Below are 22672 nucleotides of genomic sequence, written 5' to 3'. Positions count from 1 at the left end.
GGTCAGCCGCTTGTGGGCAGGGCCTGAAAGCCACTCAGGTACTTTGCCAGCGCCTCTGCACCCAGCTCCACGGTTGAGCTGGTGCCCGCCCAGCTGCAGGCGAGCATCAGGTTGCGCGGCAGGTCGAAGTCTTCAACCGTAAACCCATTGGCGTCGAGACCGTTTTCATCGTGGGGAACCAGTTCGCGCAGCGACGCCACCGGTTCAAAGTACGCCCACACTGGCTTGTTCAGTGCGACCGCCATACCGACTTCGAAGGCCGTGCCCGAATCCGGCTCCAGGCCACGGAACACGTTGAGGTTGACCAGCATCGCTGAGCAGCGGTGGATCATCGCGACATTCATCGAGTAAATCTGCTGTGCGGTTTCATGCGCTGTTCGTCCGTGCGTGACCTCATTGTCAAACGGGTACAGACCCTCAAGTCCGTGTGCGGCGCACAGAGCCTTCAGATAGCGTCCATGTTCCACGGCATCGGTCCTGAACACGTCGAAGCCTGCGAGATAAACCAGTGGCGCGTGCATATTCGTCTCTCGGCTGCAGATGTTGTCGCGCCGATTCTAAGGCCGACCGTCTGCCCGCGATACATGCCATTGATCGGTCGAACACGATCAGCAGGCGTTTGCACTGGAATCTGTACGGATAACCAGTATCCTTGTTCAGTCTGCTCATTTGTCATGTGAACGCTGGCCTTGAATACTTCGCCCCTCGACAATCCGTTTTACTACCTGGAAAACTTCCGTCAGGTCCTTGACTGGATTGCCCGGCGCTACGATGACCTGCTCGACGCAACCGAGCGCCGCTTCATCAGCGAGTTTGCCGAGCTGCCGGTCCCCGCCCAGGGGTTGCTGGTGCGCATGGTGATGCGCAAGGGTGTGTTGTTTCGGGCCAGCAAACTCGGTTATGTCGAGATTGGCGACCCTCACGACGCCGTATTGCCGCTGCTGGCGCGGGAGTGGGTCGACACCGCTCCGCCACTGGGCCTGAGCGAGTTGTTCCAGCTGCTGCGTCGGGATGAGTTGAGCCACTGCTTCAAGGATCACGCGGTCAAGGGCCCAGAGCGCAAGCAGGATTGGTTCGAGCGCCTGCAGCCCATGTACCCGTCGCCGCAGTCCCTCGAACAATGGCATCCGACGTTGCCCGACGCCGTGTTCGGCCTGAAGATCATGCCGCTGTGTGATCGCCTGCGCTTGCTGTACTTCGGCAATCTGTACCAGGAATGGTCTGAATTCGTGCTGGCTGACCTGGGTATCTACCGCTACGAAAAAGTCGAGTTTTCGCTGGAGTCGCGCGGCATCAACGAGCGTGCGGATATCGATGTGTGCCTGCAATTGCATGCCTGTCGTGAAGCGCTGGAAACCTGCCTGGAACTGCATGCGCTGGCCGAGCGGGTCATTGCCATCGAATGCGGCAACCCGTGGTTGCTCATGCGTCGTGGCAAACTGCTGTTTCGTATCGGGCAACAGGCCGAGCGCATGCAGGACTGGCCTCTGGCGATGGCGGTGTATCGTCAGTCGAGTTACCCCGGCGCGCGTTCAAGGCAGATCCGCGTGCTGGAGCGCAACGCCGAGTACGCAGCGGCGCTGGCGCTGGCGGAGCAGGCCCGTCTCGCTCCGGAAAGTGATGCCGAGGTCCAGCACCTGTCACGCGTGTTGCCACGCCTGCAACGCAAGCTCGGCCTGACTGCCGCGCGCAAGCGCACGGTGCGGGCCATTGCGCGGCTGGACGTGCAGGTCACGCCAGTGTCGGGCATGAGTGTCGAGCGTTTGATACGCCTGCACCTCGAAGAAGAGCAGGGCGGGGAGGTGCATTACGTCGAGAATGCGCTGATCAATTCACTGTTCGGGCTGCTGTGCTGGCGAGCCATTTTCGCCCCGTTGCCGGGTGCATTCTTTCATCCGTTTCACAGTGCGCCGAGTGACCTGTACAGCCCTGACTTTTATCAGCGCAGAGCATCGTTGTTCGATACCTGTCTGATGCAACTGGAGTCTGATGAATACCTGACGACCATTCGTGAGCATTTTGAGAGCAAATACGGTCTGCAATCACCCTTTGTATTCTGGGGAGCACTGACGCCGGAGCTTCTGGAACAGGCGCTTCATTGCCTGCCGGCAGAGCACTTGCTTCGCTGGTTTCGTCGTCTGTTGCAGGACATAAAAGCCAACCGGACCGGGATGCCCGACCTGATCCAGTTTTTTCCGGAGCAGCGTCGTTATCGAATGATCGAGGTCAAGGGGCCGGGTGACCGCCTCCAGGACAACCAGCTGCGCTGGCTGGACTTCTGTGCCGAGCATGGCATGCCGGTGGAGGTGTGTTACGTGCAATGGGCGACTGACGACAGTGCCTGCGTCAGTAGCGACCTGTCAGGTCATCAAGGGGCCTTGTGCCCGTCCTGAGTGTCCTGATGATCCGCATCATGGGGCTGTTTCGAATCATGAGGCTTGTCGTCCACGCTGCCGTTCTTTCCCGGTAAGGGGTCCATGCCTTTGGTGCCGGGGCTTGTGCCTGGCGCGCCGGGGCTGGTGCCGTCGACGTTCTTTTCCATTCCGGTGCCCGGGACTTTCGGACCGTCGCTGACCGGGTTGGTCGGTCCGGTCGAACCTGCAAGCGCACTGGTCGCCGACAGGGCCAAAAATGTCGCCAGGCTTATCGCCCCCAATCTATTCCTGATCATGGTGCAAACTCCGTGAGTACTTTGATCGAAACAGTACGTTGACTGAAACTGTACCGCGAGAAGGGTAGACCCGCGGGCAGGGCATGGTCCTACCCGCGTAAGACGCCTGATTACTGAGTCTTGGTCTTTTCAGTGGTGGTGCTCTTGTCGTGCGTACCGTGTGTCGTCTTGTTGTCATGCTTCATCGAACGCTCGGCTGCCGCCTCCTTGCTTTCAGCTTGCGCGCCTGGAGTCTCGGACGAGGTGCGGTCCATTGGCTGGGTATTGGTGCCCGGCAGTTTGGTCGCATTCTTGTTGATCGGGGTTTCAGGGGTGGTGGTCGACTCGGCAAAGGCGGCACCCGAAGCTACAGCCATCAGGCCAGCAAGAGTCAGGGCAGTCAGTTTGGTCTTGATCATGATGATTACTCCGTTGTTTTAAAGTACTCACGTTGGTCATTGGCCAGTGGCCATAGGTGCCGTCGAACCCGACGAACGGTAGATATGTTCGATGCATCAATGCTTACGCCGTTGCTATCCGCCGTGAGAGTCATCACGCGCTCTTTTCGGTCATTCACGCCCCCCCTTAACGCCGTCGACAGCGAAGTTTTAAGTTGATTTAGCTATAACGTGACCGCTCGGTCATTTACAAAGATTCTTAAAATCACACTTTCTTACATTTTTATAACGAAGCGGGCATTCCGCTACCTGATGAGTGGTGGCAGAAGGCTATTTGGGTTTGCGCGTCGAAAATGTCCCGTAAACATTGGGTTTGGAAGGGATTTTCGTAGCTGGCGACGTAGGAAATTACTTACAAAAAAGTTCCCCTAACGACACGATTCGTTGGATTGTCATTAAACAGCAACATTTGAGGTTTTAAATCCGCCTCGGGCCTTCTTAAGTGGACCACCACACAATCTCCTGGACTGAGGTATTACCGTGATTCTGCTGACTAAAAAACGCTTGTCGCTTCTGATCGCATCGCTGTGCCTTAGCGGTGTGGCTCACGCGACTGATGTAACAGGCGCTGGTTCGAGTTTCGTCTACCCGGTTATTTCGGCGTGGTCCCAGGACTACAGCAAGAGCAAGGATAACCGTATCAACTATCAGTCCATCGGTTCGGGTGGTGGTATCGCCCAGATCAAGGCTGCGACCGTTGACTTCGGTGCATCCGACGCCCCGATGTCTGCAGAAGATCTGCAGGCCGGCGGCCTGGGTCAGTTCCCAAGCGTGATCGGCGGTATCGTGCCGATCGTCAACGTCGAAGGCGTCGAAAGCGGCGAGCTGAAGCTGGACGGTCCAACCATCGCCAAGATCTTCATGGGCGACATCAAGAAGTGGAACGACCCGGCAATCACGGCGCTGAACTCGGGCGTCAAACTGCCTGATACCGCAATCACCGTCGTTCACCGTTCGGACGGTTCGGGCACCACGTACAACTTCACCAACTATCTGAGCAAAGTCAGCCCGGAGTGGAACGAGAAGCTGAAGTTCGGTTCGACCGTGCAATGGCCAGCAGGCGTGGGCGGCAAGGGTAACGAAGGTGTTTCGGCCTACGTGAAGCAGATCAAGGGTTCGATCGGCTACGTCGAGTACTCCTACGCAACCACCAACAAGCTGTCCTACACCCAGTTGAAAAACGCTGCCGGCAAATTCATCAAGCCTGACGCCAAGGCATTTGCTGCCGCCGCCGACACTGCCGACTGGGCAAGCGCCAAAGACTTCAACCTGATCATGACCAACGCGCCGGGTGAGGCTGCATGGCCGATCACCGCGACCACCTGGATCATCATGTACAAGAAAGCCAAGAACGAAGAGAAAAGCACGGCTGCTTTCGACTTCTTCAAGTGGTCCCTGGAAAACGGCCAGAAGCAGGCCGAGAAACTGGAATATGTAGCGTTGCCGAAATCGCTGGTTGATCGCGTGGAAAGCTACTGGAAAACGGAATTCACCAAGTAAGTGATTCAACCCGTACCACCCCTGTCATCAGCCGCGATATCGGCTCGGTGACAGGGGCTTTTCCTTGCGAGTGGCCTCAACATGACTGAAAACACCCAATACCTGTCCGCTAACGTCTCCGCTGGTGAGTCCGAGGGCGAGAAGCGCGCCAAACGGGATCATCGTCATGACCTGTGGTTCAAGCGTTCATTGCAGGCTGCAGCGATGCTGGTGCTTGCTTTGCTGGGTTGTATTGCCTTGTCGACCCTGTGGGGCGGCAGTCTGGCATTCCAGACTTTCGGGTTTGGCTTTCTGACCAGTACCGAGTGGGACGTGAACGCCGGCAAGTTTGGCGCTCTGGTTCCGATCTACGGCACCCTGGTGACCTCTTTTCTGGCTTTGCTGATCGCCGTACCGGTGAGTTTCGGCATTGCAATCTTTCTTACCGAAGTGGCGCCGCCCTGGTTGCGCATGCCGATCGCCTCGGCCATCGAGCTGCTGGCCGGTATCCCTTCGATCATCTACGGCATGTGGGGGCTGTTCGTCTTCGGCCCGTTCATGGCTGAACACCTGTCGCCGTGGATCACCGAAAACCTTGGCGCACTGCCGCTGATCGGTCCGATGTTCCAAGGGCCGCCGTTGGGTATCGGCATGCTGACCGCCGGTATCGTACTGGCGATCATGATCACGCCGTTCATTACCTCGGTGATGCAGGAAGTCTTCCGCACCGTGCCCGTGGCCCTCAAAGAGTCGGCCTATGCACTGGGCGGTACAACCTGGGAAGTGGTCTGGGATATCGTGCTGCCGTACACCCGTTCGGCCGTGGTCGGCGGTGTGTTTCTGGGGCTGGGGCGCGCGCTCGGCGAAACCATGGCGGTAACCTTCGTACTGGGCAACGCGCATCAGTTCTCGGCTTCGCTGATGATGCCGAGCAGTTCGATCGCTTCGGTGATCGCCAACGAGTTCAACGAGGCTTACACCGACTTGCACCGTTCGGCACTGATCGCCCTTGGCTTCCTGTTGTTCGTCGTCACCTTCATCGTGCTGGCCCTTGCACGCCTGATGCTGTCGCGCCTTTCGCGTAAGGAGGGGTTATGAGTAAGGATGTGACCGGCAGCGAGCACCTGTATCGGGTTCGCAGCATCAAGAACAAGATTGCGATGGTGCTCAGCTGTGGTGCCACTGCCTTCGGCCTGCTGTGGCTGGTGTGGATTCTGCTGACCACTATCATCAAGGGCATCGACGCGCTCAACCTGCAACTGTTCACCGGCATGACTCCGCCGCCTGGTACCGAAGGTGGACTGGCCAACGCGTTCTACGGCAGTGTGCTGATGTCCGGCATCGGCCTGCTGATCGGTACGCCGATCGGCCTGATGGCCGGCATCTGGCTGGCCGAGTTTGCCCGCTACACCAAACTGGGCAACGCCGTGCGCTTCATCAACGACATCCTGCTGTCGGCACCTTCGATTGTGCTCGGTCTGTTCGTCTACACCGTCGTGGTACTGCCACTCAACGCGGTGACAGGCCATCAGGTGGGCTTTTCAGCGATTGCCGGTGCGCTGGCGCTGGCATTGCTGGTGATCCCTGTGGTGGTGCGTACCACTGACGAGATGATGCAACTGCAACCCTCGACCATGCGTGAAGCTGCGCTGGCGCTGGGTGTGCCGCAATGGAAGCTGACCCTGCAAATCGTCCTTCGCGCGGCCAAGGCTGGTGTGGTAACCGGCGTATTGCTCGCATTGGCACGCATCACCGGCGAAACCGCGCCGCTGCTGTTCACCGCTTTCGGCAACCAGTTCTGGAGCAGCGATCTGCTCAAACCAATCGCCAGTGTTCCGGTGGTGGTTTTCCAGTACGCCATGAGCCCGTTCGATGACTGGCACTCCCTGGCATGGGCCGGTGCGCTGGTCATGACGTTGTTCGTACTGATACTGAGTCTGCTGTCTCGCTTAATTCTTCTGCGCAATAGGGCGTCCTGATGAACAACCTTTCCCTGGCCAACGAAAAAACCAAGATCCAAGTGCGCGGTCTGGAGTTTTTCTACAACAACCAGAAGTCGTTGAAGTCCATCGACATGACCATCCCCGAGAAGCGCATCACGGCGATCATCGGCCCGTCGGGTTGCGGTAAATCGACCCTGCTGCGCGTCTTCAACCGCATCTACGCGATGTACCCGAAGCAGGAGGCGCGTGGTGAAGTGCTGCTCAATGGCGAAAACATCCTGGCCCCAGGTTATTCGATGAACCGCCTGCGCAGTCATGTGGGCATGGTGTTCCAGAAGCCGGTGCCGTTCCCGATGTCGATCTACGACAACATTTCCTACGCCATCAAACACCACGAAAAACTGTCGCGTCGGGAAATGGAAGATCGCGTCGAGCAGGCCCTGCGTGGCGCGGCCTTGTGGGACGAGGTCAAGGACAAGCTCAAGCAGAGCGCGACCGGTCTGTCCGGTGGTCAGCAGCAGCGTCTGTGCATCGCCCGCACCATCGCGCTGCGTCCTCAGGTATTGCTGCTTGACGAGCCGACCTCCGCGCTCGATCCGATCTCGACTGGTCGTATCGAACAGCTGATCACCGAGCTTAAAGAGCAGTTCACCGTGATCATCGTGACTCACAACATGCAGCAGGCGGCGCGTTGCTCCGACTACACCGCCTTCATGTTCATGGGTGAACTGATCGAGCACGGCGACACCGATACCATCTTCACCAAGCCCTCCAAGACCCAGACCGAAGATTACATCACTGGTCGTTTCGGCTGATCATCCGGCCAGGGCGGGCGCTTCCTGGCGCTCGCCCATGAACTCCTCGATCCTGCTGCGTAGCCAACGCTCGGCAGGGTCGCTGTCCATCACACTCAGCCACGTCATCGACAGGTCCAGCCCCGGTGTGGGGAAGGGCAGTGGCTCGTCATACAGCAAGCCCAATGCGCTCATGGCCTTTGCCGCATAGTCGGACAGCCCCGAAATCATGTCGGTGCCGGCCATCAATGCGGGCAGGGTGGCGAACTGCGGCACCGACAACACCACCTGACGCTTGCGCCCCAGCGCGGTCAGCCACTCATCGGCGAAACTGCTGACACTCGCGACGTGCGACACCACAACATGTGGGCGCGAGCAGTATTCGTCCAGGCTCATGGGGCTGGCAGGCTTGTCGGCGCGCACCAGCCTCGGCTGCACGTTACGCAGCGTCTTGCGCTTGGCATTGGCGGGCAGTTCACGGGTCAGGCAGACGCCAACGGTGATATCGCCGGACATCAGCACCTCGGAAATATTCAGGTAGTCGACGTGCTTGACCACGATCACCACGCCGGGCGCTTCCTGGCGGATGGCCTTGAGCATCGCCGGCAGCAGGCCGAATTCGACGTCATCGGTCAGGCCGATGCGAAAGGTCATCTTGCTGACCGACGGGTCGAAGTCGGTGGTCAGGCTGAGCGCTGTGGACATGGCGTCCAGCGCAGGCGTCAGGTGCTTGAGAATCTCGTGAGCGCGCGCGGTGGGTTCCATGCGATGGCCGACGCGGATGAACAGTGGATCATTGAGCAGACTGCGCAGGCGATTCAAGGCAGCGCTTATCGTAGGTTGGCCGAGAAACAGTTTTTCGGCTGCGCGGGTGACGTTACGCTCCTGCATCAATGTTTCGAATACCACCATCAGGTTGATGTCGGCCTTGCGCAGTTCATTTCGATTCATTGCTGTTCCTTGGCATCAGACCTGGACGGCCAAGTCTAGGCAGTCCACGCAGAAGGCGTCCAGCATTTTGCCTCTGCATGATGAAACGTCTGCTTACGGTTCTTCGGGCAGGAAAAGGGCGAATCTGTAAGGGGAAACAGGGTCTACTGGCAGGCATGCGGTTTAACGTAAAAACCGCCTTGGATTCCCGATCCCTAGCTACAGGAGGTGCCCCTTATGCGGGCTGCAAAGATTGCCGGTATGTTGATGTCGCTGACGCTGTCAGGCGCAGCACTGGCTGAAACGCCCGGTTATGGCCAGCAACTGGAAGGTTTTACTTACCCTCACGCGCTGCATAAATTCAGTTTCCAGTCCCAGGGCCAGACGCTGGAAATGGGTTACATGGACGTCGCGCCGAGCGGCAAGGCCAATGGCCGCACAGCGGTGCTGCTGCATGGCAAGAATTTTTGCGCTGCGACCTGGGAAGACACCATCAAGGGGCTGAGCGCTGCGGGCTATCGCGTTGTCGCACCGGATCAGATCGGTTTCTGCACCTCGACCAAGCCGGAGCACTACCAGTACAGCTTCCAGCAGTTGTCGATGAATACCCATGCGCTGCTGGAAAAACTGGGTATCGACAAGGTGTCGGTAGTCGGTCACTCCACGGGCGGCATGCTGGCCACGCGTTATGCGTTGATGTACCCGAAGCAGACCGAGAAGCTGGTGATGGTCAACCCTATCGGTCTGGAAGACTGGAAAGCACTCGGCGTGCCGTACCGCAGCGTCGATCAATGGTATGAACGAGAGCTGAAGACCACCGCCGAAGGTATTCGCGCTTACGAGCAGAAGACCTACTACGATGGCCGCTGGAAGCCGGAATATGACAAGTGGGTTGACATGCTGGCCGGTCTGAACAAAGGGCCGGGGCACAAGATCGTGGCCTGGAACTCGGCGTTGATCTACGACATGATTTTCACCCAGCCGGTGTTCTACGAGTTTCCCAGGTTGCAGGTGCCGACGGTGCTGATGATTGGCGATGCCGATACCACTGCCATCGGCAGCGACATCGCGCCGCCTGAGGTCAAGGCAAAGATCGGCAATTACAAGGTACTGGGCAAGCAGGTGACGCAGATGATTCCAGGCGCCAGGCTGGTGGAGTTCAAGGGCAAGGGCCATGCCCCGCAGATGGAGGATCCGCAGGGTTTCAACAAGGCACTGGTCTCCGAGCTTCAATAAGCTGCACGTCATGCCATGCAGCAACCTGGTCCGACAGCCACCAGGTTGCCTGCGACCGGCACTGCCGATTAAACGGCAATTTCTACCAGATCACCCTTGAGCCTCACCGGCCAGACGTCCAGCCGCTGTTCCGGGTATTCGATGCAACTGCCGTCGTGCAGGCGAAAGTGCTGCTTGTACAGCGGCGAGGCGATGACCAGCTCGCCCGCGATCTGCCCGATCAGACCACGCCCGATCACGTTGGCCCCGGATTTGGGATCGCGGTTGTCGATGGCAAAGAGCTGCTCGCCCTGTGCGGTTTCGGGCAGGTAGAACAGCGCGACCTGCGCGCCGTCCAGCCACGCCACGACGCCTGAATTGGCAACCAGGTCCGCGCGTCCGCACAGGGGCTGCCAGTGTAACTGCGCTGCCGCGGGCGCATTGTTGCCGGCGATTATTGTCTGAGACGCGTTCATCACACCACCTCCTTGAACAACGGGATAAGGGCCAGCTCTTCGGGTTTTGCCGGCCGGCGCTGGGCGCGTTCCTTGACGAACTGCACGTCGGGGTCAGCACGCCCGTCGTTGACGAAGGTGCGGAAGCGCTTGAGCTTTTCCGGGTCCTTGAGGGCGTTGGCCCATTCGCATTCGTAGCGGTCGACCACCAGTTGCATCTGCGACTCCAGCTCTGTGGCCAGGCCCAGGCTGTCGTCGATGATGACCGCCTTGAGATAGTCGAGTCCGCCTTCCAGCGATTCACGCCAGACCGAGGTACGCTGCAGCTTGTCGGCAGTGCGGATGTAGAGCATCAGGAAACGGTCGATGTAACGAATCAGGGTTTCATCATCCAGATCGGTGGCGAACAGCTCGGCGTGACGCGGACGCATGCCGCCGTTGCCGCACAGGTAAAGGTTCCAGCCGTTTTCGGTGGCAATCACGCCGACGTCCTTGCTCTGCGCTTCGGCGCATTCGCGGGTGCAGCCGGATACCGCAAACTTGAGTTTGTGCGGCGAGCGCAGGCCCTTGTAACGGTCCTCGATGCGCAGCGCCATGGCGACACTGTCCTGCACGCCGTAGCGGCACCAGGTGCTGCCGACGCAGGATTTAACCGTACGGGTCGACTTGCCGTAGGCATGGCCGGTCTCGAAGCCTGCCTCGATCAGCTCGCTCCAGATATCCGGCAACTCGTGCAGTTGCGCGCCGAACAGGTCGATGCGCTGGCCGCCGGTGATCTTGGTGTACAAGTCGTATTTTTTCGCCACCGCGCCAATCGCTATCAGGCCGTCAGGGGTAATCTCGCCACCCGGAATACGTGGCACCACCGAGTAGGTGCCGTTTTTCTGCATGTTGGCCATGAACGTATCGTTGGTGTCCTGCAGAGGCACCAGCGAAGGCTCGGTGATGGGGCGGTTCCAGCACGACGCCAGGATCGAACCGACTGCGGGCTTGCAGATGTCGCAGCCATGCGCGCCTTTGCCATGGCGAGTCAGCAGCTCGTCAAAGGTTTCGATGCCTTCGACGCGGACCATCGAGTACAACTCCTGGCGGGTATGAGCGAAGTGTTCACACAGGCTTTTATCGACCGCCACGCCGCGGGCCACCAGTTCATGCTCGAAAACCTGTTTGAGCAGTGCGGTGCAACCGCCGCAGCCGGTGGCGGCCTTGGTGCAGGACTTGATTGCGGCCAGATCGGTGCACCCATTGTCGATGGCCGAGCACACGGCGCCTTTGCTGACGTTATGGCAGGAGCAGATGGTCGCTGTGGCGGGCAGGGCATCGGCGCCCAGCGTCGGCGCGCCTTCACCACGCGGCAGAATCAGGCTCGATGGATCGGCGGGCAGCGGGATGCCGTTCTGCGCATACTGCAGCAGCGTGTCGTAATAGCTGTTATCGCCGACCAGCACAGCGCCGAGTACCTGCTTGCCATCGGCCGACACCACCAGGCGACGGTAGCTGGCGGTGGCTTCATCAATGAAGCGATAACTGACGGCCCCGGCCAGCGCACCATGCGCATCACCGATGGAGCCGACATCCACACCCAGCAACTTGAGCTTGGTGGACATGTCGGCGCCGAAGAACGCGTCGGTATCCTGTTCGCACAACTGTGCTGCCACACCGCGGGCCATTTGATAGCCGGGCGCGACCAGGCCGAACACGCTGCCGTTCCAGGCTGCGCATTCGCCGATGGCATAGATATCAGCGTCGCTGGTGCGGCAGTGCTCGTCGATTGCGATGCCACCGCGTGGGCCGAGCGCCAGCTCACACTGACGGGCCAGGGCGTCTTGCGGACGAATACCTGCGGAGAACACGATCAGGTCGGTCTCGAGAAACTCGTCGTTGGCGAAGTTCATCCGATAGCGATACTGCTTGCCGTCGCTGATCGACTGCGTGGCGCGGGACAAATGCACGCCGACGCCCAGCGCTTCGATACGCGCCTTCAATGCAGCGCCACCGAGGTCGTCCAGTTGCACCGGCATGAGACGCGGCGCGAACTCGACGACATGGGCTTCCAGCCCCAGGGATTTAAGCGCATTGGCCGCTTCGAGTCCGAGCAGACCGCCGCCGACCACTACGCCTCGGCGGGCCTTCGACGCGGCATAGCGAATGCTGTCCAGATCCTCGAGTGTGCGATAGACCAGCCGGGAATTGCCCCGCGCGCCTTCGATAGGCGGTACGAACGGGTAGGAGCCCGTGGCCAGGATCAGTTTGTCGTAACCGAAGCAGCCTTCGGCGGTGATGATTTCGTGACGATCACGATCGATTTCCAGCACCGGTACGCCGAGGTGCAACGTCAGGCCGGGTTGTTCGTAGACAGACATCTCGCTCATGGCCAGCGATTCGGCGTCGCGGCCTGTGAAGTATTCGGACAGGTGCACGCGGTCATAGGCGCGCTGTGTTTCCTCGCCAAAGACGTGGATGCGATAGCGTTCGAGTGCGCCGCCTGCGATCAACTGCTCGACGCAATGATGCCCGACCATGCCATTACCGACGACGATCAGGGTTTTTACATCGTTGAGGGGGAAGACTGTGGTGTTCATAGCGAGTCCCGGCCGAGGCCAATCAGGTTTTTCAAAGCAAAAAAAAAGCGCCCGGAACCGTTCGGTTCCAGGCGCCTTTGCCTGTTGTCTTATTGGGTATTCGGGGGTGCCATCGAGCCACGTTGCCGGAAGCACCCGAGTAGCCCTCTGGTCTCTGCGAGACTGGCGATCCACGTCGATCAACCGGGGCGGCCCGACCACATTCATGGTGGGGTTGTTGAGGATTATGCAGAGGTTGTGCCAGCTTGCGTCGGCAGCGCTCCAAGCCCGAACTGGCAATGCACGCAAGGCTGCGCAGTGTTTACGACGGCGTCCGGCGCATGATTTTTCCTGCATTGCATTGGTGCGCATCGAAGGGTTTGCGCTGTAAAGCTGTGCGCCGTACGCGGAGCGTGGTTACGATAACGGCGTGCCTGCGGTCTGTCATTGATTCTGCCCGCAGGGCGCAGGAGCGACCGCGGCGATCCTCATTGTTCGCGAAGACGGTGGGTAAGACGACGCATTTCCTCAGACTGTACCGGCCCTTTCGCGAACAAGTTCGCTCCCACGGCCTTCGGCCAGAATCAAAAGCGGACTTGCGTACAACGCGGAGCGCTCCGCGTGGGAATGCCTGTCGTGACGCTCTGCGTCACAATTCTGCGCCGCACCGCTTGTTCTATAGTTAAGCAGTGCGTTCAAAAGCCCAAGTCTGGCGTAACATTTGTATCTCCCTGCAATTCCCCCAATAAGTCCGTGCTCATGAACATCACTATTACTGAGGTACACCCCTCCGAGATCCCGCACACCGTCGATTTCGTCATGCGTGCGCGTGCCGGAATCTTTCCCTTGCTCGACACTGTCACCGTTCCGCCCGATCTGGCCGGTTTCGAGCAGGTGTATCTGGCCGGGGAGGACGGCAAGTTTCTGATCGCCCGCAGTGAAGGGCAGATCATCGCGGCTGTGGGCTACCTGCCGTTTGATCATCGTTTCCCGCAGCTCGATTATCGCGGGCGCAGAACCGTTGAGATCGTGCGCCTGTTCGTCAGCGACGGGCTGGCCAGCCGTTTATGTCAGGCGCTCTGGGCGCATGCCGAGGCAGGTGGCATAGAGGTTTTGTACCTGCATACCCATCCGTTTCTGCCCGGCGCGATCCGTTTCTGGGAGAAACAAGGCTTTGCCGTGACCGATGTGGAGAGCGATCCGGTGTGGAACACGACCCATATGGAGCGCGTTCTTTAAGAGGGCTTTGTCAGAAGACGGGAGGGGGCTGGCAGGGCGCCAACCCCTTGCATCGATCAGTGCGGAGAACGCTGACGCGCAGTCTTGAGCAGGTCTTCCGGTGTGATATGGCCGACCACCGATTTGGCCGCCGCGCTGCCGGGGAGCGGCAAGTCGAGAATGTGACCTTTCATCTTGCCGATCACGTGCATTTCGCAAGGCTTGCAATCGAACTTGAGGGTCAACACTTCATCACCGTGCACCAGTTGCATCGGCGCGACCTTGGTGCGCACGCCCGTCACACCTTTGGCCTGTTTCGGGCACAGGTTGAACGAGAAGCGCAGGCAATGCTTGGTGATCATCACGGGCACTTCGCCGGTCTCTTCGTGGGCCTCGTAGGCCGCGTCGATCAGCTGTACGCCATGGCGATGATAGAAGTCGCGAGCCTTCTGGTTGTAGACGTTGGCCAGAAAAGACAGGTGCGACTCCGGGTACACCGGTGGCGGGGTCGTCTCCGCCTTGCGGCCACCGCGCGGATGAGCCTTGATTCGCGCTTCGGTCAGTGCCTCGATGGCGTCGCGGCGCAGGGTCTTGAGCTGCGAGTTGGGTACGAAGAACGCCTGTGGCGCGTCAAGGCTGACGTCCTGGGCATGATAGATCGTAGTGCCCAGTTGAGTGAGCAGGTCACGCAACTGATCCAGCGCCTGTTCGGGCTTGTTGGCCGCGCCAAACGGTCCATCGAGACCGACCGTGACGCTCACGCCTTCTTCGCTGGTGGCTTCCAGACTCAAGTGATCTTCGCGCAGCGTAACCTGCCACTGAACGCCGATACGACGTTCGGCCGAGGTCTTGAGCAGCGCCTGTTGCCAGTTGTGGTCCAGGTTGCGGTTCAGCGGATGATTGGGGCGTACGCGCGACAGCGCTGCGGGCATCTCGTTGGGCTCTACGCGATAGCGCCAGCGCTTCTGGCCGTCCTCTTCGAACTCGCCCTTGAGCTCGGCGATGTTGGCACGGAAGCCCACCACTTCACGCTTGATCTGCACATTGAGGCCGTCGCCGTTGGACAGCTGCTCGTGGGTCACGGCGATCAGGTCGCGCTTGCCGAGCTTTTCAACGGTGCCCACCGCCAGACCGGTGAAGGTCGGCGTGTCGAACGCGCCGATGTCGATCTTGCGGTCGCTGACGAAATAATCGGTGCTGCCGCGATGAAAGGTCTTTTCCGGGTCCGGCACGAAAAAGTGCGCGGTACGGCCGCTGGAAGCGGGTGCGAGGTCCGTGCGGTCTTCGAGAATCTCGTCCAGACGCTGGCGATAATAGGCCGTGATGTTTTTCACGTAGCCCGCATCCTTGTAGCGCCCTTCGATCTTGAACGAGCGCACGCCGGCGTCCACCAAAGCACGCAGGTTGGCGCTCTGATTGTTGTCTTTCATCGACAACAGATGCTTTTCGAAGGCCACAACGCGACCCTGATCATCCTTGAGGGTGTACGGCAGGCGGCAGGCCTGCGAGCAGTCGCCACGGTTGGCGCTGCGGCCGTTTTGCGCGTGGGAAATATTGCACTGCCCGGAGAACGCCACGCACAGGGCGCCGTGGATGAAGAATTCGATGGCCGCATCGGTTTCATCGGCGATTGCGCGGATTTCCTGCAGATTCAGTTCCCGGGCCAGCACCAGCTGCGAGAAACCGGCCTGATCGAGAAACTTCGCCCGGCTCAGGGTGCGAATATCGGTTTGCGTGCTGGCGTGCAGTTCGATGGGCGGAATGTCCATCTCCATCACCCCGAGGTCCTGCACGATCAACGCGTCCACGCCGGCGTCGTAGAGCTGGTGAATCAGCTTGCGCGCGGGCTCCAGCTCGTCGTCATGGAGGATGGTGTTGATGGTGGTAAAGATCCGCGCGTGGTAGCGGTGCGCGAATTTGACCAGCTCGGCAATGTCGCTTACCTCGTTGCAGGCGTTGTGCCGCGCACCAAAGCTCGGCCCGCCGATATACACCGCATCGGCACCATGCAGGATGGCTTCACGGGCGATGGTCACATCCCGTGCAGGGCTGAGCAATTCCAGGTGGTGCTTGGGTAACGACATGGCAACGGGATCCGGCTGCGGGCAAAGCGCGCATTGTAGTGCCACAGACCGCGCGGTGCACCTGTTGCAGATGGCAGCAGGTGCCGGACTGACCATCGGCGTGGTTTCAGCGCGAGCGCAGGCGCAGAATCTTCGCCCCGTCACTGGGGTCGGTCAGCCAGTGCGCCACCACGCCGAAGGTGCTCAGCAAGCGTTCCGGAGTCAGTACCTCAAGCGGCGCACCCAGCGCGACCAGCCGACCCTTTTCCATGACCGCCACACGGTCGCAGTCCAGCGCCTGATTCAGATCGTGCAGGGCAATCACGGTGGTCACCGGCAAGGCCCTGACCAGGCCGAGGATGGTCAGTTGATGCTGGATGTCCAGATGATTGGTCGGTTCGTCCAGCAGAAGGATCTGCGGCCGTTGCGCCAGCGCCCTGGCGATGTGAACACGTTGCCGCTCGCCACCGGACAAGGTGTGCCAGGCGCGTTTTTTCAGGTGCAGCATGTCCACATCCTGCAGCGCCTGGCGAACGATTGCATCGTCCTCGGCGCTCCACGGCTCGAGTGCCGACAGCCAGGGCGTGCGGCCCAGTTCGACGGCATCCAGCACGGTCACGGCGTCGCTGGTTTCAGCCTGCTGCTCGACCACCGCCAGCAGGCGCGCCACGTCCCTGCGGCTCAATGACTCAAGTGCTCGCCCGCCCAGGCTGACCGAGCCGCTGACCGGCTTCTGAATACCGGCCAGTAGCTTGAGCAGGGTGGATTTGCCCGAGCCGTTGGGACCGACCACGGCCAGGGTTTCACCTGCGGCAATGCTCAGGTCGACATCGCGCAGCAGCGCTGCGCCACGTACCGAATAACCCAGACCGGAACAACCGAGCACCGGTGCACTGAGCGGATGAGGTAAGGCGTTCATCGCGTGCTGTTGCCCCGGATAAGAATCAAAGCGAAGACCGGTGCGCCGATCAGTGCGGTAATCACCCCGATCGGCAGCGCCTGCCCCTTGATCAGGGTGCGCGAAAGGATATCGGCAGCGATCAGAAACAGTGCGCCGCTCAAGGCGCTCAACGGCACCAGCCGGGCGTGCCGGACACCGACCAGCATCCGCACCGCGTGCGGGATCACCAGCCCGACGAAGCCGATGGAGCCGACAATCGAGACCATCACCGCGGTGACCAGCGCAGCGCTGGCGATCAGGATGATCTGCACGCGCCGTACCGCGATCCCCAGCGATGCCGCCGAGTCGCTGCCGAAGGTGAACGCGTCCAGCGCTCGCCGGTGCCAGAGGCACACCAGCAGGCCTGCCAGCACCGTCGGCACAGCCAGCCAGACCGAGTGCCAGCGCACGCCGCTGAGGTTACCCAGCAGCCAGAACATGATGCCGCGTGCCTGCTCGGAGCTTGCCGATTTGGTGATCAGAAACGAGGTCAGGGCATTGAACAGTTGCGAACCGGCGATCCCGGCCAGAATGATCTGCCCGGCTGCCGTCGTGCCGCGTGAGGAATGCGCCAGCAGGGCGACCAGCGAAAACGCCGCCACGGCCCCGACAAAGGCGCCTGCCGACATCGAGATCGCACCTGCACCAAAGCCCAGAATGGCGACCAGTACCGCGCCGGTCGAAGCCCCTGCGGAAATCCCCAGCAGATACGGGTCTGCCAGCGGGTTGCGCAATAACGATTGCAACACCACACCACAGATCGCCAGCCCGGCCCCGCAGGCCGCCGCGACAATAGCGCGGGTCAGCCGGTAGTTCCAGACGATGCCTTCGTCTATAGGGTCGAGTACATAGCCAGCGCCCCAGAGTTTGTTGGCCAGCACCTGGAAAACCACGTTCAGGCTGATCGAGGTTTCGCCGATCGCGGCCCCGATCATGATCGCCAGCACCAGCACTGCCGAGACCCAGAGCACATGAACCAACGCTATCGGCAATCTCATTTGGCAGCGTTGAAACGGTTGGCGGCATCAGCCAGTTCCTCGAAACCGGTAAACAGACGCAGGCCCGCCTGCATGCCCTCGGCGTCGATGATCACGATCCGGTCATGCTTGACCGCGTCCATGTTGCGGGTCACCGGGTCGGTCTTGAGGAATTCGATTTTTTTCAGGTAATCGTCGGCCGGGAAGCGGCGGCGATCCATGCGTGCGATGACCAGAATGCTCGGGTTGGCCTTGGCGATGGTTTCCCAGCCCACAGTCGGCCATTCCTCGTCGGACTGAACGATATTGCGCATGCCCAGGCTGTTGAGCATGAAGTCCGGAATGCCTTTGCGGCCGGCCACGAAAGGGTCGCTGGCAAGGTCGGAGCTGGAGAACCAGAACAGCGCCGAGACGTCATTGGCCTTGTTCTGCCGGACGTTGGCGATCGCTGCGCTCAGGCGGGCCTTGAGGTCGGCAACCAGCGCGTCGCCGCGATCCCGTACATCGAAAATCTGCGCCAGTTGCTCGATGCTCTTGTAGATGGTGTCGATGCGGAACGGCTCCAGGCGTGTGCCATCGGCACCGACCAGATTGTCCTTGCCTTCGCAGTCGGACGGCAGGATGTAAGTGGGTATCTTCAGGTCATGGAACTGCTCGCGGGTGCCGACCACGCCCTGTTTGCCGACCATCCACTCCAGTTGCACGGCCACCAGTTCCGGTCGCTTGCCAATCACTGCCTCGAAACTGGGCTCGTTGTCGGCCAGGCGCTCGACCTTGTCGTTCTGCGCCTTGAAGCGTGGCAATACATTGTTGAACCACAGGGAAGTGCCGACCAGTCTGTCGCCCAGGCCCAGTTCGTAAAGCATTTCGGTGCCGGCCTGGCCAATGGTGACGGCCTTGGTCGGCGCATGCTGGAAGGTCAGGGTCGCGCCACAGTTTTCAAGGGTCAGCGGGTACTGAGTGGGGGCGGCGAGGGCCAGGGTGGACAGCGTCAGGCTGGCAGCGAGTGCGGCGAGGCGGGGCAGCGACATGAAATGCGGTCTCCGTTGGAGCAGGTGCCAGGGCGCAATGCACATCAGGAAACACATCCCCGGATGATCACCGGGCACGACAGGAAATGCCGACGCGTGCGGATGTCCTTCCCGGACACCCCGCCGGTTAGTGGATTGAAGCGGGTCGGCAGGTCTCCTGACTGACACGTCAGCGCCAGGCTCCGGCCTTCCCGGATCACGATCCAGTGGCAGTCATGGAGCAGGCTCGGTGCCTACAGTTGCGGGGGCAGTTTCGTTTTTCGCCTGGTGAGAAAGGCGTGCGAATTCCCTGTTAGTTCCTCTCGGAAACCGACGCGCGGCATGGTAAACGATAAGCGTTTTAGTGGCTAATCCTTTGCGCACAGCTGCTGCAGCACACGGTCTGTGAGTCCAAAACCGTCCCGATGGGCACGGAACTTTCGGGAAAAACGCTTAAATTATCTTCATGTTCACGTCCGTAAAACCGCAAAGGCCCATTCCAGAGCGTTCGCGTGAAAAACATGGCGCTGGGCCACAACACGTTTTTCACATCTTCTTCACCGCATCGGGACGATGCTGAACCTATCTTGCCTGCATGGGAGCGGCACAGACCTCGGGCACTCCCTGGGTCAACGCCACACATAGGTTCATGGCAGGAGTGGTCCCTTGACCGACACGATAATCAACAAGAATGTACTTCCCCGTTCGGGCATCAGTCAGCGCTACAAATTGCATCGGCACATCGTATCGATGTCCGTTGCCGTCGTGCTGACGGCTATCTGTGCATGGTTCTACTCGGCGTTCTCAGGCGTGCATGTGGTGGACCTGGGGGTCGGCAGCAACCTGAGCGTTTCCGGCCTTCGCGAGCACTGGCGGCAAGGCAATGTGGTGGTGATGATTCGCCACGCCGAACGCTGTGACCGCTCGAGCAACCCGTGCATGAGCGACGCCGACGGCATTACCTCCAACGGCCGCGACGCCGCTCTGGCGGTGGGCGCCGGGTTGCAGAAAATGGGCATGGACCACGCGCGCATGATCGCCAGCCCCAAGACCCGCACGCAACAGACTGCGCAACTGTTGGCCGGGCACGCGGTGGCTGGCCAGGACTGGATCAACGACTGTGACAGCGGCTTCATGAAAGCGGTGCAGGCCCACAAGGTCAGCGGCGAGAACATGGTGCTGGTGACCCACAGTGGCTGCATCGATCAGTTCGAGCGCAAGGTCGGCGTACCTGGCGGCGAGCGCTCCAGTGAGTACGCCCAGGCGTTTTTCGTACAAATAGACGGCAGCCATCCGCCGAAAATCCTCGGCTCCCTGAATGCCGGGCAATGGGCAAACCTCAACAGCGAGCAATTCAATTGACGACATCTTCCAGCGCCAGGCTGCGGTTCTACGGCATCAACCTGGGTGTACCGGTGTTTTTCGCGTTACTGGTCTTCGTCACCTTCGACCTGACCACGATCGACCGGCAACTGAGTGACCTGTTTTTCGATTCGACGGCCGGGGTGTTTCCCATCGGCCAGAGCCATCTGTTCGAGAACATCACACACAGATGGGCGCGGATCCTTCCGAACTGGACCGGAGAGCTGGCGATCATTGGTGCGATGCTGTCCTTTGTCTGGCCGTTGCTGGAAAAATATGATGATTCGCGCCTCGCGAGGCGGCTGACGGGCTCTCGGTTGGGCACCTTCCTGCGCTTTGCACGCAGGCACCGGCTGGACTTCTTTTTCGTCATCGTTGCCTTTGCGCTGAGCACCGCCATGATCCATTACCTGAAAAGCCATACCAGCGTTTACTGTCCTGTCGAGACTACCTTGTACGGTGGCAGTCAGGCGCACATCGAGTGGTTCAGGAACTTCAACCTGCTGCACGAGGCCGGCGCCGGGCGATGCTGGCCGGGCGGTCACGCGTCAAGCGCGTTCAGTCTGCTGGCCCTATACTTCGTGGCTCGTCGCTATTGCTGGCGGCATTCGAATACTCTGCTGGCGACCATTCTGCTGCTCGGGATGATTTACGGCACCACGCGGGTGCTGCAAGGCTGGCACTTCATGTCGCACACCTTCTGGGCAGGTATTGTGGTGTGGCTGAGCACGTTGCTGGTTGCCTTGTGCTTCTATGGCCGATCGAGGTTGCAACAGCCGATTCGCCAGGCGTTGGCCGTCAACAAACCTGATGCATTCGTCACTCGACCTGCAGACGCACTGGCAACAGGTTCCCGGTCGGCCGGGTAGAACAACAACAAGGCGCGGCAATGAACATTCTGGTTATTGAAGACCATCGTGATATCCACGATAACCTGCTGGAATTCTTCGAGCTCAGGGGGCATGCGGTAGAAGGGGCGCTGGACGGCCTGAGCGGGCTGCATCTGGCCGCGTCGAAACGCTTCGATGCGATCATTCTCGACATCATGCTGCCCGGCATCGACGGCAACCAGATCTGCCACAGCCTGCGCCAGTATTCGAAGTCGGAAGTCGCGATTGTGATGCTCAGCGCGCGCGATGAACTGGATGATCGGCTCACCGGTTTCAAGGTGGGGGCCGACGACTACATCACCAAGCCGTTTGCAATGTCCGAAGTGCTCGCCAGGGTAGAAGCGATCGTCAGCCGACGGCAGCGCCAGGACAACCGGATGATGGTGGTTGCCGACCTGCAGTTCGATCTCGACACCCTGGAGGTCACCCGCAAAGGCGTGCCTTTGAAGCTCAACCCGACCAACATGAAGCTATTGGAACTGCTGATGCGCAAAAGCCCGCATATCGTCAAGCGGGCCGAGCTGGAAGAGGCGCTTTGGGGCCGTGATGCCCCGAACAGCAGCAGTTTGCGCAGCAACATCCATGTGCTCAGGCGGGTACTGGATGGCGGGCACGACACGCCGTTGCTGCACACGGCCCATGGCCTGGGTTACAAGCTGTGCGCGCAGCGCTGAGGCGGACTCATTCGAAGTTGAACAGGCGCTGGATCAGGGTCGGTGTGCTGCCGGTCCAGCGTTTGAATGAACGGCGGAAATTGGCCGGGTCGTTGAAGTTCAGGTAGTCCGCCACAGCTTCGTTGCTCATCCCCTTGATCTGATACAGGTACAACGCGACGTGCTTGCGCGCCAGGTCGTGCTGCGCCTGAAAGTGCGTGCCGTGCTTGTGCAACTTGCGCTTCAGCGTGGCCGGGCTCATGGCGAAAGCGTGAGCGACCTGTTCCAGGCTGGTGGCCTGTCGCACATGTTCACGCAGGTGCTGGTGCAAGCGGTCCAGCAGGCTGAACGACATGCCCAGCGCGGCGAGTTGCCCGTCGGCTTCCTGCTGCGCGACCTGCACGGCAATGGGCGATGCGCCAGGCCAGGCATGGGTAAGGTAATACCTGGGCAGGCGCATCATGTTCAGCGGGCGGCCAAATGCCGTGTTTTCGCCCAGATGAACCCAGTACTGCTCGATGTAGCGTGGCTCTTCGTGACAGAAACTGCATTCCCACGGCAAACGCTCGCCGCTCAGCGACTGACTCATCGCCACCAGTGCGGTCATGCCGGCTTCGAGCAGGAAGCGTTGCTGTTCACCTGCACCACAACTGTCCAGCCAGTAGAGATAGGCGAACTGTTCGTCCAGCTCCAGACGCGGTATCAGCAGCGGGCTGAGCAGCGCCTGTTGGCGGATCAGTATCTCCAGCGCCTGATGCAGGTTTTGCGCATGACGCAGCGCGTGACTGGCCGCGCCGTAGTGGCCGGGAAACAGCCGCTGGCCGAACAGGAAGCTGGTGTCGTCGGCTTCCATCTGACGTTGCGCGTTACCGATCAGGACGAAAAACTGTTGCGGGCTCAGGCGCGTCTTGCCCGCAACGATGTCCTCGTAAAACAGCCCGGTGCCTTTGAGCAGGCGATGGCTGTCAATGCCGCGCGACAAGGCCAGATCAATCAGCGTTGCCGGCTGGTAGTGGCCGGGGATGAAGCGGCTGTCGATTTCATACCAGTCACTTTTAAGCGTCATGGCAGGCG

At 60.2% G+C, this 22672-nt stretch carries 21 protein-coding genes and 1 riboswitch; of the genes, 10 read left to right on the top strand and 11 right to left on the bottom strand.

Features of this window, described 5'->3' with window-relative positions:
• Positions 1-2: 2 nt before the first annotated feature.
• Entirely contained in the window at positions 3-521 is a 519-nt protein-coding gene (locus tag BLR16_RS03895; protein WP_003371929.1) for a nucleoside 2-deoxyribosyltransferase, read from the bottom strand.
• Between the two features lie 168 nt (positions 522-689).
• On the opposite strand from BLR16_RS03895, the gene BLR16_RS03890 reads away from it, so the two are divergent.
• Positions 690-2393 carry a VRR-NUC domain-containing protein gene (locus BLR16_RS03890; protein WP_074806015.1) on the top strand — a complete coding sequence of 568 codons (1704 nt, stop codon included), beginning with the start codon at positions 690-692 and terminating at the stop codon, positions 2391-2393.
• Here the strand turns inward: BLR16_RS03890 and BLR16_RS03885 are convergent.
• Together BLR16_RS03885 and BLR16_RS03880 are read right to left on the bottom strand one after the other, a co-directional pair.
• The gene (locus tag BLR16_RS03885; protein WP_074806017.1) at positions 2369-2671 is read right to left on the bottom strand and encodes a hypothetical protein; all 303 of its coding nucleotides are present in this window, start codon (positions 2669-2671) and stop codon (positions 2369-2371) included. The genes BLR16_RS03890 and BLR16_RS03885 overlap by 25 nt on opposite strands.
• Positions 2672-2781: 110 nt before the next feature.
• A complete protein-coding gene (locus BLR16_RS03880; RefSeq protein ID WP_003371935.1) occupies positions 2782-3069 on the bottom strand; it encodes a hypothetical protein in 288 nt (95 codons plus the stop codon).
• Positions 3070-3588: 519 nt separating this feature from the next.
• Between BLR16_RS03880 and pstS the strand changes: the two genes are divergently transcribed.
• The 4 genes from pstS (at position 3589) to pstB (ending at position 7345) form a co-directional block, all read left to right on the top strand.
• Positions 3589-4608, top strand: coding sequence for a phosphate ABC transporter substrate-binding protein PstS (gene pstS, locus BLR16_RS03875; protein ID WP_003371938.1), 1020 nt, complete (start codon positions 3589-3591; stop codon positions 4606-4608).
• An 81-nt stretch (positions 4609-4689) separates the two neighbouring features.
• Positions 4690-5685, top strand: a complete 996-nt coding sequence (gene pstC, locus BLR16_RS03870; RefSeq protein WP_003371940.1) for a phosphate ABC transporter permease subunit PstC — start codon at positions 4690-4692, stop codon at positions 5683-5685.
• The gene (pstA, locus tag BLR16_RS03865; protein WP_003435912.1) at positions 5682-6566 is read left to right on the top strand and encodes a phosphate ABC transporter permease PstA; all 885 of its coding nucleotides are present in this window, start codon (positions 5682-5684) and stop codon (positions 6564-6566) included. Before pstC ends, pstA begins: the two co-directional genes overlap by 4 nt.
• Positions 6566-7345 carry a phosphate ABC transporter ATP-binding protein PstB gene (gene pstB, locus BLR16_RS03860; protein WP_002553918.1) on the top strand — a complete coding sequence of 260 codons (780 nt, stop codon included), beginning with the start codon at positions 6566-6568 and terminating at the stop codon, positions 7343-7345. The genes pstA and pstB overlap by 1 nt, the downstream gene beginning before the upstream one ends.
• On the opposite strand, the gene BLR16_RS03855 is transcribed toward pstB, so the two are convergent.
• Complete coding sequence (locus BLR16_RS03855; protein ID WP_003371946.1) at positions 7346-8275, bottom strand: LysR family transcriptional regulator; 930 nt, start codon at positions 8273-8275, stop codon at positions 7346-7348.
• Positions 8276-8491: 216 nt separating this feature from the next.
• On the opposite strand from BLR16_RS03855, the gene BLR16_RS03850 reads away from it, so the two are divergent.
• Positions 8492-9490, top strand: a complete 999-nt coding sequence (locus BLR16_RS03850; RefSeq protein WP_003371948.1) for an alpha/beta fold hydrolase — start codon at positions 8492-8494, stop codon at positions 9488-9490.
• A gap of 68 nt (positions 9491-9558) precedes the next feature.
• Here the strand turns inward: BLR16_RS03850 and nirD are convergent, their stop codons facing one another.
• On the bottom strand, positions 9559-9945 hold the full coding sequence (nirD, locus tag BLR16_RS03845) for a nitrite reductase small subunit NirD (RefSeq protein WP_003435908.1): 387 nt from the start codon (positions 9943-9945) through the stop codon (positions 9559-9561).
• Positions 9945-12506 (bottom strand): nitrite reductase large subunit NirB, encoded by a 2562-nt coding sequence (gene nirB, locus BLR16_RS03840; RefSeq protein WP_074806021.1) that lies wholly within the window; start codon positions 12504-12506, stop codon positions 9945-9947. Before nirB ends, nirD begins: the two co-directional genes overlap by 1 nt.
• A 738-nt stretch (positions 12507-13244) precedes the next feature.
• On the opposite strand from nirB, the gene BLR16_RS03835 reads away from it, so the two are divergent.
• A complete protein-coding gene (locus tag BLR16_RS03835) occupies positions 13245-13724 on the top strand; it encodes a GNAT family N-acetyltransferase (protein ID WP_074806027.1) in 480 nt (159 codons plus the stop codon).
• Between the two features lie 56 nt (positions 13725-13780).
• On the opposite strand, the gene BLR16_RS03830 is transcribed toward BLR16_RS03835, so the two are convergent.
• The 4 genes from BLR16_RS03830 to BLR16_RS03815 all read right to left on the bottom strand — a co-directional run bounded on the left by BLR16_RS03830 (position 13781) and on the right by BLR16_RS03815 (position 18714).
• Positions 13781-15787, bottom strand: coding sequence for a peptidase U32 family protein (locus tag BLR16_RS03830; RefSeq protein ID WP_074806030.1), 2007 nt, complete (start codon positions 15785-15787; stop codon positions 13781-13783).
• A gap of 106 nt (positions 15788-15893) precedes the next feature.
• A complete protein-coding gene (locus BLR16_RS03825; protein WP_003435901.1) occupies positions 15894-16685 on the bottom strand; it encodes an ABC transporter ATP-binding protein in 792 nt (263 codons plus the stop codon).
• Positions 16682-17704, bottom strand: a complete 1023-nt coding sequence (locus BLR16_RS03820; RefSeq protein WP_032609862.1) for a FecCD family ABC transporter permease — start codon at positions 17702-17704, stop codon at positions 16682-16684. The genes BLR16_RS03825 and BLR16_RS03820 overlap by 4 nt, the downstream gene beginning before the upstream one ends.
• Positions 17701-18714: an ABC transporter substrate-binding protein gene (locus tag BLR16_RS03815; protein WP_003371964.1), complete on the bottom strand. Its 1014-nt coding sequence runs from the start codon at positions 18712-18714 to the stop codon at positions 17701-17703. The genes BLR16_RS03820 and BLR16_RS03815 overlap by 4 nt, the downstream gene beginning before the upstream one ends.
• 129 nt (positions 18715-18843) lie before the next feature.
• Positions 18844-19043, bottom strand: a riboswitch (cobalamin riboswitch).
• 316 nt (positions 19044-19359) lie between these two features.
• Here BLR16_RS03815 and BLR16_RS03810 point away from each other — a divergent pair.
• Genes BLR16_RS03810 through BLR16_RS03800 form a run of 3 tightly spaced genes read left to right on the top strand, consistent with a single transcriptional unit; the run spans position 19360 to position 21619 of the window.
• Positions 19360-20055: a lipopolysaccharide core heptose(II)-phosphate phosphatase PmrG gene (locus BLR16_RS03810; protein ID WP_003435897.1), complete on the top strand. Its 696-nt coding sequence runs from the start codon at positions 19360-19362 to the stop codon at positions 20053-20055.
• Entirely contained in the window at positions 20022-20924 is a 903-nt protein-coding gene (locus BLR16_RS03805) for a phosphatase PAP2 family protein (protein ID WP_044308774.1), read from the top strand. Before BLR16_RS03810 ends, BLR16_RS03805 begins: the two co-directional genes overlap by 34 nt.
• 20 nt (positions 20925-20944) lie before the next feature.
• Positions 20945-21619: a response regulator transcription factor gene (locus BLR16_RS03800; RefSeq protein WP_003435895.1), complete on the top strand. Its 675-nt coding sequence runs from the start codon at positions 20945-20947 to the stop codon at positions 21617-21619.
• 7 nt (positions 21620-21626) lie between these two features.
• Here BLR16_RS03800 and BLR16_RS03795 read toward each other — a convergent pair whose 3' ends face one another.
• Entirely contained in the window at positions 21627-22664 is a 1038-nt protein-coding gene (locus BLR16_RS03795; protein ID WP_003435894.1) for an AraC family transcriptional regulator, read from the bottom strand.
• Positions 22665-22672 lie beyond the last annotated feature (8 nt).

Origin of the sequence: Pseudomonas sp. BS3767 (assembly GCF_900099665.1) — a bacterium.
Taxonomy (GTDB): domain Bacteria; phylum Pseudomonadota; class Gammaproteobacteria; order Pseudomonadales; family Pseudomonadaceae; genus Aquipseudomonas; species Aquipseudomonas cerasi.
The sequence above is the reverse complement of the archived record's forward strand: the minus strand, read 5'-3'. Positions and strand labels throughout refer to the sequence as shown.

Bases quoted from the DNA above. Each gene is read 5' to 3' on its own strand.
- BLR16_RS03895 (WP_003371929.1), bottom strand. From the start codon at position 521: ATGCACGCGCCACTGGTTTATCTCGCAGGCTTCGACGTGTTCAGGACC.
- BLR16_RS03885 (WP_074806017.1), bottom strand. From the start codon at position 2,671: ATGATCAGGAATAGATTGGGGGCGATAAGCCTGGCGACATTTTTGGCC.
- BLR16_RS03880 (WP_003371935.1), bottom strand. From the start codon at position 3,069: ATGATCAAGACCAAACTGACTGCCCTGACTCTTGCTGGCCTGATGGCT.
- pstC (WP_003371940.1), top strand. From the start codon at position 4,690: ATGACTGAAAACACCCAATACCTGTCCGCTAACGTCTCCGCTGGTGAG.
- pstA (WP_003435912.1), top strand. From the start codon at position 5,682: ATGAGTAAGGATGTGACCGGCAGCGAGCACCTGTATCGGGTTCGCAGC.
- pstB (WP_002553918.1), top strand. From the start codon at position 6,566: ATGAACAACCTTTCCCTGGCCAACGAAAAAACCAAGATCCAAGTGCGC.
- BLR16_RS03855 (WP_003371946.1), bottom strand. From the start codon at position 8,275: ATGAATCGAAATGAACTGCGCAAGGCCGACATCAACCTGATGGTGGTA.
- BLR16_RS03850 (WP_003371948.1), top strand. From the start codon at position 8,492: ATGCGGGCTGCAAAGATTGCCGGTATGTTGATGTCGCTGACGCTGTCA.
- nirD (WP_003435908.1), bottom strand. From the start codon at position 9,945: ATGAACGCGTCTCAGACAATAATCGCCGGCAACAATGCGCCCGCGGCA.
- nirB (WP_074806021.1), bottom strand. From the start codon at position 12,506: ATGAACACCACAGTCTTCCCCCTCAACGATGTAAAAACCCTGATCGTC.
- BLR16_RS03835 (WP_074806027.1), top strand. From the start codon at position 13,245: ATGAACATCACTATTACTGAGGTACACCCCTCCGAGATCCCGCACACC.
- BLR16_RS03830 (WP_074806030.1), bottom strand. From the start codon at position 15,787: ATGTCGTTACCCAAGCACCACCTGGAATTGCTCAGCCCTGCACGGGAT.
- BLR16_RS03825 (WP_003435901.1), bottom strand. From the start codon at position 16,685: ATGAACGCCTTACCTCATCCGCTCAGTGCACCGGTGCTCGGTTGTTCC.
- BLR16_RS03820 (WP_032609862.1), bottom strand. From the start codon at position 17,704: ATGAGATTGCCGATAGCGTTGGTTCATGTGCTCTGGGTCTCGGCAGTG.
- BLR16_RS03815 (WP_003371964.1), bottom strand. From the start codon at position 18,714: ATGTCGCTGCCCCGCCTCGCCGCACTCGCTGCCAGCCTGACGCTGTCC.
- BLR16_RS03805 (WP_044308774.1), top strand. From the start codon at position 20,022: ATGGGCAAACCTCAACAGCGAGCAATTCAATTGACGACATCTTCCAGC.
- BLR16_RS03800 (WP_003435895.1), top strand. From the start codon at position 20,945: ATGAACATTCTGGTTATTGAAGACCATCGTGATATCCACGATAACCTG.
- BLR16_RS03795 (WP_003435894.1), bottom strand. From the start codon at position 22,664: ATGACGCTTAAAAGTGACTGGTATGAAATCGACAGCCGCTTCATCCCC.